The following is a 14,836-nucleotide window of genomic DNA, read 5'->3' as shown; positions in this document are numbered from 1 at the left end:
AGGACTGTGGTGTGTGGTCTGTAGGACGTGTAGTGCGGGCCGAACTTTTACCTTGGAGAACTTCCGATCTCGGAACATAGACCCCTGACCTCGCACATCAGGCCACTGAACTTAATTGTAACAACTTTAATGTTTAAATCTGTAGCTATCAAACAATTAATCAATATTGGTGCTTTTTAGATAAAATAGTTAGCAATGCCTAAATGGAGTAAAGTAGTATTAAAAGTGTTAGGGTCATTGATAGGCGTTGTAATCATCGCGTTTGCAGGCGTTTCCATGTACATCATCTTCAACAAAGAAAAGGTGTTAAAAATGATGACCGCCGAACTCAACAAAAACCTTAATGGTACGCTTACCATTGGTAAACTCGATCCTGCATTTTTCAAGGGCTTCCCCGGTGTTTCGGTAAGCCTCAAAGATGTGGTTATAAAAGATAAGCAATGGCCGGTACACCGCCATACCCTGTTAGATGCCAAAAACTTCGATGTATCTGTAAATGCCGCGGCTTTACTGCATGGCAGCGTGGAAATCAATAAAATAGATATCAGCAATGCTGTTATTGATTTGTTTACCGATAGCTCAGGGTACAGCAACACCGCCGTTTTTAAAAGCAAACCAACAGATTCTGTTAAAATAGATAAAAACACCAGCCCATCTACCCAGATCAAACGCTTTGGTTTAACCAATGTGAATTTTACCGTCGACGACCGCAAGGCCTTCAAGTTATTTAAGTTTGAGGTACAGGATGTTGATGGCCGCATGCAGTGGCCTGTTACCGGCTGGCACGCCTTCATCAGCCTGAAAACAATGGTTAAAAGCTTTTCTTTTAACACCAGGAAAGGTAGCTTTATGAAAGATAAACTACTCACCGGCGATTTTGATATCAGCTACCATCAACCATCAAAACAAATTACAGTTGTCCCTAAGGTTTTAAATATCGGTAGTGATGCCTTTACTATAGGCGGTAAATTTGACCTGGGCAAGCCGAACGTGAATTTTGCGCTTAACATTGCCAACGATAAAATTTTGTGGACAGATGCATCCAACCTGCTGGCGCCCAACATTACCAAAAGCCTTAAAATGTTTAATATTGATGCCCCGATAGCCGTAACTTGTAAAATTGCAGGCACTTTTGGCGGCGGGGGCGATCCATCCATATTTGTTACTGCCCGGATAAGCGATAATATTGTTACCATGCCGGGTGTTACGATTGAAAACTGCAGCTTTAGCGGGGTGTTTTCTAATAATTATATTAATGGCAGGGGACTTAATGATGATAACTCCGTTATCAAACTCTATCATTTTAACGGTACCTATAAAAAGGTGCCATTTACCATTGATACGGCTTTTATAAATAACCTGAATACCCCGGTGGCCACGGGCATTTTTAAAGCGAATTTTGATATCGCAAAACTAAACGGCGCCATTGGCGACGATGACCTGCGCTTTACCAAGGGTTATGCCGATCTTAAGCTGGCCTACAAAGCCGACCTGGTTAATTATAGAATCTCGAAACCGCAGTTAGGCGGTACTATCAATATAAAAAATGCCAATGTAAGTTACCTGCCCCGTAACCTCAACTTTAAAAACAGCGCCATCACTATCAAGTTTGCAGGTAACGATTTGCTGCTGAATAACATCCGCATGCAATCGGGCCAAAGCATTGTTTACATGGATGGCCGGGTGAACAATTTTTTAAACCTGTACTATACCGCTCCCGAAAAAATAGTACTTAAGTGGCGGGTACACAGTCCGCAATTACATTTGGCCGAGTTTCTTGGCTTTTTAAACCGGGCCGAGCCTGTTGAAAAGGTTAAAAGAGGTAAAAAAGCCAATATGAACGATGCCCTGAGTACCGCGTTTGAAAAAGGCACAGCCGAGATCCACCTGCAGGTTGATAAAGTATATTATAAAAACTTTTTGGCCACCGATGCTACTGCCGACTTTTTAATGGCCGATAACAGCATTAAGGTTAACAACTTAAGTGTTAAACATGCCGGTGGCTCATTAAAACTTAACGGCAATTTTGTACAGAATGGAAAGGTTAACGATTTTATCATCAATACTAAAATTGATAACGTAAATACCAGTAACTTTTTCCTGGCGTTTAACAACTTCGGGATGAATAGTTTTACATCAAAAAGCCTGAGCGGATTTTTATCGGCACAGGCTCACCTCACCGGTAAAATTAATGGTGCTGGCGATATTGTACCCGGCAGCCTGAAGGGCTTAACAACCGTTGATTTAAAAGAAGGTGCATTGCTAAACTTTAAGCCCATTACAAGCGTAGGTAAATTCGCTTTTCCGTTCAGGGATTTAAACAATATTCGTTTTCAAACGCTTAATATGAAGTTTGATATTGATGGCGATAGAATAAACATCAGCCCCATGCAAATTAATTCAAGTGCTATTAACATGAATGTAGCCGGCGTTTACTCACTATCAAGGGGCACAAATATAGCATTGGATATACCTTTGCGTAACCCAAAAGGCGATACGGCAATAATAGACGCAACCGAACGTAATAAAAAGCGTATGAAGGGAATAGTATTGCACATTTTGGCTGCCGACGGCGATGATGGCAAGATAAAAATCAAGTGGAACAAAAACCGCGATAAAGACAAAAAAGATGATAAAAAAACTGAAAACACTGATGACAAAACGGGCTCTTGACGGTTATAAAAATGGCACGATATGTGCCTCATTTATAACAAATAAAATAGATGTATTTTTGACACAATAATAGCAATTGAATGCGTATCTTTGTGAATCCATTTAAGAGAGATCACGATTGATTATACACTTACCGGTAACTGCAACATATTTCAATACGGTAAACACCGCGCATCCTACTGCAATAGTATCAAAAAGCCAACCCCTGCATCATCAGTATCCCGGGTTCAGAAAAAATTTAGGAGCACCGTTAAATGATCATATTTTTATAGAGCAGGTTAAACCAACCGTGTAAATTCTTATCGGACATATAATTAGCTGAAATAAATCTATTCAATAAAAATGAGACAACTCAAAATATCCCAATCCATTACCAATCGTGAATCTCAGTCACTTGAAAAATACCTTCACGAGATAGGTAAAGTAGATTTAATATCTGCCCAGGAAGAAGTGATCCTGGCGCAAAAGATCCGTGAGGGCGACCAGGCCGCATTAGAGCGTTTGACAAAAACAAACCTTCGTTTTGTGGTATCTGTGGCAAAGCAATACCAAAATCAGGGTTTAACCCTGGGCGATTTAATTAACGAAGGTAACTTAGGTTTAATTAAAGCGGCTAAACGTTTTGACGAAACAAAAGGCTTTAAATTCATTTCATACGCAGTATGGTGGATCCGCCAATCTATATTATCTGCCGTTGCCGAGCAATCACGTATTGTGCGTTTACCATTGAACCAAATTGGTTCATTAAGCAAAATTCATAAAGCAGCTTCAAAATTAGAGCAGGAATTTGAAAGACAACCAACACCGGAAGAACTGGCCGAGGACCTCGAAATATCTGTTGATAAAATTGCCGATTCACTAAGCAATGCGGGCCGCCAGGTATCTATGGACGCTCCTTTTATACAGGGCGAAGAAAATACCTTGCTTGATGTTTTGCAAAGTACCGATGCAGCAACCGATACCGAACTGATGATGGATTCATTATCACAAGAGATCAAACGCTCATTAGGTATCCTTGCCGAACGCGACCGCGAGGTTATTATCCTTTTCTTTGGTTTAGGTGGTTATGCCGCACATTCGTTAGAAGAAATTGGCGAGAAATTTAACCTTACCCGCGAGCGTGTACGCCAGTTAAAAGATAAAGCGTTGATGCGTTTACGCCACAACTCAAAATCAAATCTTTTACAATCGTATTTGAACTAAACGATTTAGCAGATTATAAGGAACGCGAATGATGAAAATTATTCGCGTTTTTTTGTGATTACAATTCCCCCTCCTGTCATGCTGGGTTGTAAAATTCGGGAAATCCTGGAGGAAGAATGACAACGGTTTCTCCCTAATGTCATGCTTGTTTCAGGACCCCATGTGCTAAGTATACTTCATGCGGGTCACCTGTCCTGTGGGATCCTGAAACAAGTTCAGGATAACTTCCGTTTTTTAACTTGTCATGGGTAGGTACGAAGCATTTGCATACCATGTAATATTCGTCATGCATCGTTCGCGAATAGATGCTTCGTTCCTCAGCATGACAGCCTTTTTTGATACAAAACTTTACCCCACAAAAAAAAGCATCTGCCCTTTTCAGAACAGATGCTTGTACGATTATGATAATAGTTTATTTATTAACCTACTTTTACATTTACCGCATTTAAGCCTTTTTTACCTTGTTCTACATCGTAGGTAACGCTATCGTTTTCACGGATAGTGTCGATAAGGCCTGAGGCATGTACAAAAACTTCGGCACCACCATTTGTTGGTACGATAAATCCGAATCCTTTGCTTTCATTGAAAAATTTTACTGTTCCTTGCATTATATTTTTATTTAATTAGGCGAATGTACAGTTAAATAATTAACAATCTGTTATAAATAAGGCAATTAAAGTTTTTTTATACCTGAAGTCGTTAAACAATAAAGGCCCGCGGTGTGTTTCGGGGCCTTTATTATTAGCGTGTTAGCCTTTTATTAATGAGTTAAAGCAGCGCTGCTGTACACATGATATTCGCCGGGCGCAAGCGTTACAGGCATAGTTGCCGAGGTAACATTTAGCGTTGCCCCTGTTAACGCATCGGTATAAGTGCCGGTTGAAGGGAAGGTAATGTTGGCGGTTTGCGTTGCCACATCAAAATTTCCTAAAACCTCCACATTGACGCCCGCATCCTTTAACTGGATGCTTTTTATAGCGCCCGACAGGCTGTACACAAAATTGGTACTGGCAAATACTGCGTTCTTTTTACGCAGGTTAATCATGGCCGAATAAACTTTATACAATTGTATACGCTGCGCCTGGGCAAAATAGTTCCACAAAATGGGTTTATTGCTTGTGCGCCCCCCGTTGGAGTCGATAGATTGATCGTAGCCTAACTCGCCAAACTGCCATAACATTTTAGGGCCCGGCACCGAGAACAGGAATGCCGCTGCCATTTCTTCGCGTTTCAGGCCGGTTGTAATATCCTTAACATTATAACCGCCAGATGCGTTTCCGTAGCTTTCATTTTTAAACATCAGGCGTTCCTCGTCGTGACTTTCAAAATAGCCTACCAATTGGTATGGCAGGGTAAAGGTATGCTGATCATAAAATATTCCCTGGAAATTTGAATTAGTTAGCCAGCCCATGGTAGCTTCATTGGCATTATAATTCAAATTGTTCCACAACATCATGCCCTCGCCGGCCAGTTCCTTTTCTTCCTGGTTAGCCGCAAAGTGTTCCAATATCACATAAAAGTTATTATTGTCGATGCTTTTAATGTAGTTATTGTAGTCTTTCCAGATAGCTACGCGGCTGGCGTCATACTGGCTCCAGGCGGTAACTGCAGCATCGCCGCTGGTACCATAATTAACCTGGGTAAATCCCTTGGAAAGATCGAACCGGAAACCATCTATTTTATACTCCTGCATCCAGAATTTGATCACGTTTTTTACAAAATATTTGGTAGCAGCGCTTTCATGATTAAACTGGTACCCTACGTTGTATGGGTGTGTAGGGTCTACATTGTACCAGGGATTGTTTGCTGCCGGCTTGCCAGCGGCGGTATTAAAATACATTTGCACCATTGGCGACTGACCGAACGAATGATTTAGCACCATATCCTGGATAACGGCAATACCTCTGGAGTGGCATTCGTCGATAAATGCTTTTAAGGCATTCTTAGTGCCATAATATTTATCGGGAGCAAAGTAAAACGAAGGGTTATATCCCCATGAAAGGTTACCTTCAAATTCATTTATAGGCATCAGCTCAATGGCATTTACACCAAGTTTGGCCAGGTAGTTTAACGAATCTTTTAAAGTTTGATAATTGTGGTTGGTAACAAAATCGCGCAGTAATAATTCATATATCACCAGGTTCTTTTTTTCCGGCCGTACAAAGTTTGGCACCTTCCAGCTATAAGCAGGCTGGTTGGCCTGCATCACACTTACATTTCCGGTTGTTTTGCCGGTTGGGTAAGCCTTTAAACCAGGATAGGTAAGGGCATCTATATAGCTGTCATTATTAGGATCGAGCACTTTTTGGGTGTACGGATCGGCCACTTTAAGTGTGCCGTCAATCAGGTACTGGTAGGCATACTCGGTATTGGCGTCAAGATTATCAATCTGTATCCACCAGTTTTTGCCATCGGGTGTGTGGTTCATGGCATATTTGGCATCGGCTGTCCAGTTATTGAAATCGCCTATAACGCTTACCGATGTTTTTGATGGTGCGTATAAATTTAAAATAACCGACTTGCCTGAGTTGATGTAAGTGACTCCATCAACAGCGCCCGAAGGCAACGCTTTACCACCCGGTACCACCGTTGTGGTATCTCCGGGAACGTTCCCGGAATTATCTCCGGAAGAAGGCTTCTTGCATGAAGTAGATCCAATCGCCAAAAAGGTGACCAGCAAAAAGTAAACATTTTTGATTATCATATATTTTGTGTTTATAAAATTGGCCGTATAAAAGTAACCTGAATTTTCTATTTTAAGTATAACAACACCTAAAATAAATTTCTCAAAAATAGCAACTGGGGTTATGCTATGAAAACCAAGCGTTTACAAAAGTATATAATTAGGTTTTAAGAAACAATAGGCGCTGCCATTTTCAGATAACCGGATATAGTGATCGAGACGCTGCGCGGCAGACCGGATGCTTGCTACTTTAACGGCGCCATATGCACAGCAGCATGAATATTTTAAATAAACCTGTCAATCCACAAAAATTATACTTAGCATTGTGCTTATTTAGAATCATTCTTGAAAAGAACATTCGCCATAGTATTGCTTAATCATGCCAGGTTATACGCCTATACTATCAATTTAAACTTATGAACAATTTTTATAAAATAACCCTATTTATACTATCCATCATGGCATCCGGCTATGCCCAGGCGCAAAAGAGCACCAGGGATACCCTGCACCTGGATAGTGTGATTATTAAAGAAAGCAGAGCAAAATACCTGTCCAATGTGCAGGGTACTTATATTTTTGCAGGTAAGCGTACGCATTTAATTTACCCTGATGCCGGTAAAATTACCCTGGTCAATAACTCCGCCCGAATGCTGTTTGCCAAAGTGCCTGGCCTTAATGTTTGGGAAATGGATGGCGCCGGTCTGCAATTAAATATAGGCAGCAGGGGGACCGATCCGCACCGGTCTATCGAGATGAACATGCGGCAAAACGGATACAATACCAACTCCGACGCATTTGGCTACCCCGAAAATCACTACAATGTACCCTTCCAGGCCATTGGCGAAGTACAGTTTGTACGGGGCTCGGCCGCGTTACAGTTTGGCCCCCAGTTTGGCGGCATGGTAAACTATAAAATTAAAGAGGGTGACAGCACCAAAGTTTTTGGTTTTGAGAGCGAACAAACTGCCGGTTCAAATAACTTTTTTAACTCCTACAATGCCATTGGCGGTAAAGTTGGCAAACTGAGCTATTATGCCTTTTACTCCACCCGCCGGGGCGACGGCTGGCGGCCTAACGCGGCTTTTGATTACCACTCGTACTATGCCAATATCAAATACCAGTTTAATAGCAAGGGCAGCATAGCATTGCAGTTTTCAAGGTCAGATTATGTGCAGCAAATAGCGGGCGGCTTAACAGATGCTCAATTTGCGGCTGATAACCGGCAATCATTCAGGGCCAGGAACTTTTTCAACCCCGAAATTAATATCCCGGCTTTGTTATTCAATTACGCGTTTAACAGCAATACCCGGTTAGAGATTACATCGCATGTGGTATTTGGCCAACGTAACAGTGTACAGTTTATTAATACGCCTAACATTAAAGATACCGTTAATACCAGCCTGAAAACATTTAACCCACGCCAGGTAGACCGGGATTATTATGCAGGCTTTACTACCGAAGCACGTTTACTGCATACCTACAAATTGGGCGATCTTAAAAGTACCTTTACCACCGGGGTAAGATATTTTGAAGAAACCACCAAACGCAAGCAAAAAGGTGTAGGCACCATCGCCTCCGATTTCGATTTAACGCTGGTTAAACCTTATGGAATAGATTTAAGGCTCCACTCTATCAATTATGCAGCCTTTGCCGAGAACATTTTCCAGGTTACGCCACAATTTACCATAACGCCGGGAGTACGGTACGAAGTCATCAAATCGACAACATCGGGCGTTATCAGCAATGCAACCTTCCCCATTGGCTATAAAGGGAACCGCAACTTCCCGCTATTTGGCACGGGGTTACAGTACCAGTTCGGGAATGGCAGCCAGCTATACGGCAATATATCGCAGGCTTACCGCCCCTACCTGTATGCGGCTGTTACTCCTGCTGATAACCTGACAGTGATTGACCCTGACATTAAAGATAGCCGGGGATATGATATAGATATGGGTTACCGCGGCAACGTAGGTGCTATACTTAGTTTTGATATTAATGGCTTTTATGTACGCTACAACAATAGGGCAGGAACGCTCACCCAAACCGACGCCCAAAATGTAAGCCATTTGTATTTAACTAATATTGGCAATGGTGTGGCCAAGGGGATCGAGGCTTATACGGAAGTATCATTACTCCGTTCGTTTAATGCCCGTGCCGGCAGCGACATCCGGCTGTTTAATTCACTTGCTTATACGCACGGGCGCTACGTCACCGGGGCAATTAATCAGGCAGGTAAAAACATCAGCCTGGCCGGTAACCACCTTGAAAATGTGCCCGACTGGATAAACCGTACCGGTCTTACTTTTTTAAGCGGCCCTGTAAGCAGTACCCTGCAGCTGAGTTATACCAGTAAAAGCTACAGCGATGCCAATAATACGGTATTCAACTCAACCGGTGCTACTGGGATAGTACCCGCTTATCATGTGGCTGACTGGGCGTTCAACTACCGGTTTTTTAAAAACTACCATATCAGCGCCGGAATCAATAATTTGTTTAATGCCCAATATTATACACGCCGTATTAACATGTACCCCGGGCCGGGTATTTTGCCGGCAGATGGCCGCACATTTTATGTAGGCTTTGGAATTAAGCTTTAAATAAAAAAAAGGCCTTCCGAGACTGTGGAAGGCCTTTTGGGCTTTATTGTTTTACAAATTATTCTAAGTGTTTTTTCACTGTCCTGGTTAGTTCGGTTAAATCGAAAGGCTTTTTAAGGTAGCCGTTAGCACTGCCCGCTTTGGTAATTTCTTCAATATTGTTTACAGCAGATATCATGACAACCGGTATATGACTTGTGGCTGGGTCGCTTTTAAGGCCCTTGCTTATTTCCTGGCCGCTGGCATCGCTTTTCCAGTCGGTAAGCCAGTTATCCAGCAGAATAAGGTCCGGGTTTATCTCTAAAAGCTTTTTAAGGATCCGGGCATTGTCCGAGGCCACAACTTCGTAACCTTCCTCTTCCAGAACGTACGCTATGGTATCCCTGATGTCTTTATCATCTTCAATCACTAAAATTTTCTTAGCCATAAGGTATTGATAGTTAAGACCGAATATAGTTAACTTTAATTAAAAATTATAAAATTTTCCTATAATTCATTTAAAATTAAACAGAACCGGTGCTATAATAACAAACAGAATACCTTTTGTTTTGGCAATTTGGCTTATACCCCAAAAAAACTTTAGGCTATAAATTACCTTAGCTATTATAACAAATGCGGCAGCGAGGTTCGTAGCTTTCTTTTTCGCCCAAAAGGATTCGGGCGTTATCGGGTACAAGGCGATAGGAATACAAAGCGGGGTTGCCGCATTGCACACAAACGGCATGCAGTTTGGTAACCGATTCGGCAATGGCCATAATGGCTGGCATGGGGCCAAAAGGGCGGCCCTTAAAATCCATGTCCAACCCGGCAACTATTACGCGGATGCCTTTATTAGCCAGTATATTGCAAACCTCGGGTAATTGGTCGTCAAAAAATTGCGCTTCGTCTATCCCTATCACGTGGGCATCATTGGTGAGCAACAATATAGCCGATGCACTATCAACAGGTGTTGAGCTAAACCTGTTGGCATTGTGCGAAACGATGGCATCGTCGCTGTAACGTGTATCTGATTTTGGGCTAAATATCTCTACTTTTAGTTTAGCTATTCGTGCACGGTTTAGCCTGCGGATAAGCTCTTCGGTTTTGCCCGAAAACATCGATCCGCATACCAGTTCAATACTGCCACCTGATTCACTTTTACGCCTAAAAACATCTTCGTGGTAAACCATTCTTTAAATAAAAACCTAAATATTAAACTCTAAATCCTAAGTCCCAAACGCTAAATCTCAAAAACCTGGTGTGATTGCCAAATCTCGATATTAAAACCTTGTCTCCTTAACCCGAAAAGAAAAAAACGGAAGATGTAAAACAAAGCAACTGATATTCATATTGTAACTACAGCATACAACGTGTATGGTATAGCACGGCGCCAAATATCAGAATTTTATCCTATTTTTGGTAAGCATTTTCCCAACATTGAAGCCATGAAGCAAATGGATATTTTTAAAAAGATTGGTGGTATTTTACAAGAGCTTAATGACCAATATGATTACCTGAAAGCCGAAAACAGCGATTTGAATGAACTTGAACTGGAGCTTTTTGTAGCTAATGCCCATTTTTTAAAAGATCATGCCGAAATACTGCGCAAAATACATGAGCGCAAAACCACGCCAGCCGATAAACCGGAACTGGCTATAATTAAGCCGGAGCCTGCAATTGAAAAGCCCAGGCCCGTGGTTACAGCCACACCGGTAACAAAGCAAGAGCCATTACACGAACGTCGCTTTTTTGAACCTATGGTTCAGCAGAAACCGGTGGTTGAAACCAGGCTGGAATTAACCAATGAAGCCGAACCTCCCGTTCACGTACCCTATAACCCTGTTAAACCCGAAATAGAGCTGCCTGCCCCTGCTAATGAAGAACCAACCCCGGTAATTAACCTGGAGGCAGATAGCACCGAAGATCCCTATACATTTGAAAGCGAGGGTTTAGAAACTCCGGAACAAGAAATAGTGTTGGATGAAGCCGGTGAACCAGAGGAAGAAGTAAAACCATTGGAATCCGTTACCCTGGCCAAGCCGGTGATTGAAAAACCAGCACCCGCGCCACTGCCAGACCTATTTAAACCGATGGTGGCTAAAGTTGAACCTGTAAAAGAAGAGGCTGATAAAGTACTCACCTTTAATCAAAAAATATCGGCGCAAATAGCAGAGCGGGACAAAAACTTGCCTACATCAGCTAATGCGCTGCCCATTACCGACCTAAAATCGGCCATAAACCTGAACGATAAACTACTTTATATCAAAGACTTGTTTAACGGTTACAGCCTGGCCTACAGCGAAGCTATTGAGATAGTAAACCGCTTTAATACCTACGAAGAAGCCGAGCGCTTTTTGAAAACTAATTACGTTGCCAAAAACAACTGGGAAGGTAAAGCCGCAACCGCAGAGAAGTTTTATAACTTGCTGAGGAGACGGTATCCTGCTGTTTAGTCGATGAATAATGACCACAACTAAATGACCAAATTTAAGGATACCGACATGCAAGCCATTATAGGCTGGATATTGCGCGCAGGCGTATTAATATCCATGAGCGTTGTTTTTATTGGTGGGGTGTTGTACCTGTACAGGCACGGGCAAACCCAGGTAGACTATAGCACCTTTAAAGGCGTGCCCGATTTTGTGGCGAGCGTTGGGGGGATTCTGCATGGTATTTTCACCGGCCGTGGCCGTGCCATTATTCAGGCCGGTATTATATTATTAATAGCTACCCCCATTATACGTGTGGTGTTTTCGGCCATTGGTTTTGTAATTGAAAAGGATTATTTGTACCTGGGCATCACCATGCTGGTGTTGCTGATTATCATGGCCAGCATGCTGAGCGGGCATGCAGGATAAAAGTATTTAAAACCTTTTTGTCTTTTGCGCATTGTATTAACTATAAAGTATTATGCAAAAGCAAGTTATGCAAAGGCAGTCGGTACAATCATCTGCACTAAATAGCGCCGGCTATGATCCCTCTTCAAAAATATTAGAACTCGAATTTAGGGACAGCGGAGGGGTATGGCAATATTTTGGCGTTTCAAATGCTTCGTTCAAAAAATTCATGGGTGCCGAATCATTAGGGCATTTTTTTGTTACCCAGATAAAGGGTAAATATCCGGAGATCCGGATCAGGTAAACTCAATTTGCAACTCCAAAATATATAATTCTAAGCCCGGGTCTCTGTTTTTTACCCTTGACTTCGGGTTTTCAACTGAATACTATCCTCCATTTCACTGTTAACACAACATTACCTTAATTACCGGTACGGCGCTGCTCATCATCGCTACCTGTATTGTGTTTAGTGGCCGATTTAACCGATGTTTTACCAAAACGATACGAAAATCCAATTCGCACTATCCGGGTTTCTTTTTTATTGTATTCCGATAGATCGATGTTTTGGTACATGGCATGATTGCGGTCACGGTCAGTATTAAAAACATCATTTAAATTTATTTTAATACTTGCGCGTTTGTTAAAAATACTTTTGCTGATGCCGGCATTAACCGCATAGCTTTGTTTAAGTTGGTTTACACCGTATAAAGTTGGCGATTCGTACCTGCCGGTAATTTCGGCAGCTATGGTGCTGCTAATTGCAAAGGTTTGGGTGCTGTTAAAAATAATGTCCTGCGATGCTTTATTAAAACTGCCATTAACCGGGTAAGCCTTGTAGCGTATATATGATGCGTCTAAATTAAAATTTGCCGACCACCATTTGGTAAATTGTACAGGCGCGTAAAATGATATTCCGTATACGTAAATATGGCCAAAGTTTTTACGCTCGGTTATATTAACCTTGGTGGTATCGTTTTGCCGGTAAACCGGAAAATCGTATGCATCATTGGTTTGGTTGTAATATAACGTAGTGATAAAGGTATCGTTGTAAGTATGCGATAGCTGGATGGTATTGGTATACTCGGGTTTTAAATTTTTATTGCCCGACCGGTAATCGTACGGATCGGTGTAATATAAAAACGGGTTGATGTCCTGGTAATCGGGCCGGTGGATGCCGCGGTTGAAACTTATGCCGAAGACGTTTTTGGGGTTGTAAGTATAACTTACCTGTGTTTGCGGAAACAGGTCAAAATAGTTATATGAAGTGGTTGTCCGTGTGCTGCTTATCGAGCTTCCTTTTGAATTGGTGTTTTCGGCCCGCAAGCCGGCAGTAATATCCCACTTGCCAACTTTGTTAATGTAATTAATATATCCTGCGCTTACTTTTTCGACATACAAAAAACGGTTGCTAAAATCAGGATCAGCTTTATAAACATTGCCAACCCTGGGCCCAAATGTAAGGTTGTTATCGCTTTTGGCATAGTTGTATTTTGCACCTGCCTCAATGCGCGAAGTTTTGGTAAGCGGGTTTACGTAGTCGGCTTTAAACGTCCAGATGTGGATGCCGGAGGGCGAGATATTTTGCAATTGCTGGGCATCCCGGTAATTGCTGCCACCGGGCGTGTAAAAATTGTTGGTAATAAATTCATTGGAGTGGCGGCTATAAGTAGAGTAGGTAGCATCGGCCGAAAGGCTTTTGCCGCTTTTATCCAGTTCGGCGTTATAATTAATATTATAATTTAAAAAGCTGCTGCCCCTGTCAAGGTTGGATTGTGAAATGATGATAGAATCCAGCTTATTTTGATTGGATATTTTTAAAGTATTATCTTTTATAAATTTACTATCGGTTACTATACCGCCCACCAAAAAACCAATACTTTGCCCTGGCGACAACGAATAATCGAGCCCGGCTTTAAAATTGTGGTTTTGTGTTTTTTGGATATTATGATAGGCTACATTGTAGTTACTTAAGGTGTCGTGGTAGCTGATATTCCTGTCGGTGTTAATGATGCGCGTAGTTTTATTATCATCAAAAGTATAATTGCCAAATACGTTAACCTTTGTCGTCCGGTTATTGAAAACAATGCCGGCCCTGCCTTTGGCATATTTGCCATATCCGGCCCCGGCAGTTAAAGTACCGTTGGTTCCTACATTTTTTCCCTTTTTTAGCACAATGTTGATAATACCGCCACCCGATGCATCATACTTTGCCGATCCGCTATTGATGATTTCTATCTGATCGATGGTGCTGCTTTGCATGCTGCGTAACAGGTTGTTAAGGTCGTCGCCGGTTAAATTAGTGGCGCGGCCATCAATGGTAATAAGGGCGGGTTGCCTGCCGGTAATGCTTAATGATTCTTTATCGCCCCCCACATGTACACCCGGCGACTGGCGCAGCACCTCGTAGGCCGAATTGCCATCGGCCAGGATACTGTTTTGTACATTAAGCACAATTTTGCCCGGCTTAACCTGTATGTATGGCCTGCGGGCTATTACGGTTACATCCTTAAGTTGGGTGCTGGTTTGTTTGAGGGTAATGGGTGGCGCTCCAAATATTTGCCCGGCAACTAAACTAAATGGCCCTGCATAAACTTTAGCGCTGCCTATCTGGCTTGCCAAAATAATGTAACTGCCGGGTTTTATATTGGTTAGCTGGTAAGATCCTGTTTTATCGGCCAGGGTTGATTTAATGATGGCAGAATCGGCCGCCAGCATGAGCACAACAGTGGCTGCCTCGGCAGGGCTGTTGGTTTCTGTCAAAACTTTACCCTGAATTACCGAAGATTTTGTTTGTGCAAAAGAACCATAGCACATTCCGGTAAGGATTGCAAAAAAAATGCCTCCGAATAAAACCTTCATTAATA

At 42.2% G+C, this 14,836-nt stretch carries 11 protein-coding genes; 6 read left to right on the top strand and 5 right to left on the bottom strand.

What is annotated here, in order from left to right; all coding sequences use genetic code 11:
* Positions 1 to 195: 195 nt before the first annotated feature.
* Both PQ469_RS22615 and PQ469_RS22610 read left to right on the top strand, forming a co-directional pair.
* Positions 196 to 2,673, top strand: coding sequence for an AsmA family protein (locus tag PQ469_RS22615; protein ID WP_274209696.1), 2,478 nt, complete (start codon positions 196 to 198; stop codon positions 2,671 to 2,673).
* 342 nt (positions 2,674 to 3,015) lie between these two features.
* Positions 3,016 to 3,876, top strand: coding sequence for a sigma-70 family RNA polymerase sigma factor (locus PQ469_RS22610; protein WP_090652399.1), 861 nt, complete (start codon positions 3,016 to 3,018; stop codon positions 3,874 to 3,876).
* A 419-nt stretch (positions 3,877 to 4,295) separates the two neighbouring features.
* Here the strand turns inward: PQ469_RS22610 and PQ469_RS22605 are convergent, their stop codons facing one another.
* Both PQ469_RS22605 and PQ469_RS22600 read right to left on the bottom strand, forming a co-directional pair.
* The gene (locus PQ469_RS22605) at positions 4,296 to 4,487 is read right to left on the bottom strand and encodes a cold-shock protein (RefSeq protein ID WP_090652398.1); all 192 of its coding nucleotides are present in this window, start codon (positions 4,485 to 4,487) and stop codon (positions 4,296 to 4,298) included.
* 149 nt (positions 4,488 to 4,636) lie between these two features.
* Positions 4,637 to 6,580, bottom strand: a complete 1,944-nt coding sequence (locus PQ469_RS22600) for an alpha-amylase family glycosyl hydrolase (RefSeq protein ID WP_274209695.1) — start codon at positions 6,578 to 6,580, stop codon at positions 4,637 to 4,639.
* A 395-nt stretch (positions 6,581 to 6,975) separates the two neighbouring features.
* Here PQ469_RS22600 and PQ469_RS22595 point away from each other — a divergent pair, with 395 nt between their 5' ends.
* Positions 6,976 to 9,156, top strand: coding sequence for a TonB-dependent receptor family protein (locus PQ469_RS22595; protein WP_274209694.1), 2,181 nt, complete (start codon positions 6,976 to 6,978; stop codon positions 9,154 to 9,156).
* 58 nt (positions 9,157 to 9,214) lie between these two features.
* Here the strand turns inward: PQ469_RS22595 and PQ469_RS22590 are convergent, their stop codons facing one another.
* Together PQ469_RS22590 and PQ469_RS22585 are read right to left on the bottom strand one after the other, a co-directional pair.
* Positions 9,215 to 9,583, bottom strand: a complete 369-nt coding sequence (locus PQ469_RS22590; RefSeq protein WP_090652395.1) for a response regulator — start codon at positions 9,581 to 9,583, stop codon at positions 9,215 to 9,217.
* Between the two features lie 169 nt (positions 9,584 to 9,752).
* A complete protein-coding gene (locus PQ469_RS22585) occupies positions 9,753 to 10,325 on the bottom strand; it encodes a thymidine kinase (protein ID WP_090652394.1) in 573 nt (190 codons plus the stop codon).
* Positions 10,326 to 10,580: 255 nt separating this feature from the next.
* Between PQ469_RS22585 and PQ469_RS22580 the strand changes: the two genes are divergently transcribed.
* Genes PQ469_RS22580 through PQ469_RS22570 form a run of 3 tightly spaced genes read left to right on the top strand, consistent with a single transcriptional unit; the run spans position 10,581 to position 12,276 of the window.
* On the top strand, positions 10,581 to 11,588 hold the full coding sequence (locus tag PQ469_RS22580; protein WP_274209693.1) for a DUF8457 domain-containing protein: 1,008 nt from the start codon (positions 10,581 to 10,583) through the stop codon (positions 11,586 to 11,588).
* A gap of 24 nt (positions 11,589 to 11,612) precedes the next feature.
* On the top strand, positions 11,613 to 11,993 hold the full coding sequence (locus PQ469_RS22575; RefSeq protein WP_274209692.1) for a DUF1634 domain-containing protein: 381 nt from the start codon (positions 11,613 to 11,615) through the stop codon (positions 11,991 to 11,993).
* A gap of 52 nt (positions 11,994 to 12,045) precedes the next feature.
* A complete protein-coding gene (locus PQ469_RS22570; protein ID WP_274209691.1) occupies positions 12,046 to 12,276 on the top strand; it encodes a KTSC domain-containing protein in 231 nt (76 codons plus the stop codon).
* Positions 12,277 to 12,392: 116 nt separating this feature from the next.
* On the opposite strand, the gene PQ469_RS22565 is transcribed toward PQ469_RS22570, so the two are convergent.
* A complete protein-coding gene (locus tag PQ469_RS22565) occupies positions 12,393 to 14,831 on the bottom strand; it encodes a TonB dependent receptor (RefSeq protein WP_274209690.1) in 2,439 nt (812 codons plus the stop codon).
* Positions 14,832 to 14,836: the final 5 nt, after the last annotated feature.

This window comes from Mucilaginibacter sp. KACC 22773 (assembly GCF_028736215.1).
Classification (GTDB): Bacteria; Bacteroidota; Bacteroidia; order Sphingobacteriales; family Sphingobacteriaceae; genus Mucilaginibacter.
The sequence above is the reverse complement of the archived record's forward strand: the minus strand, read 5'-3'. Positions and strand labels throughout refer to the sequence as shown.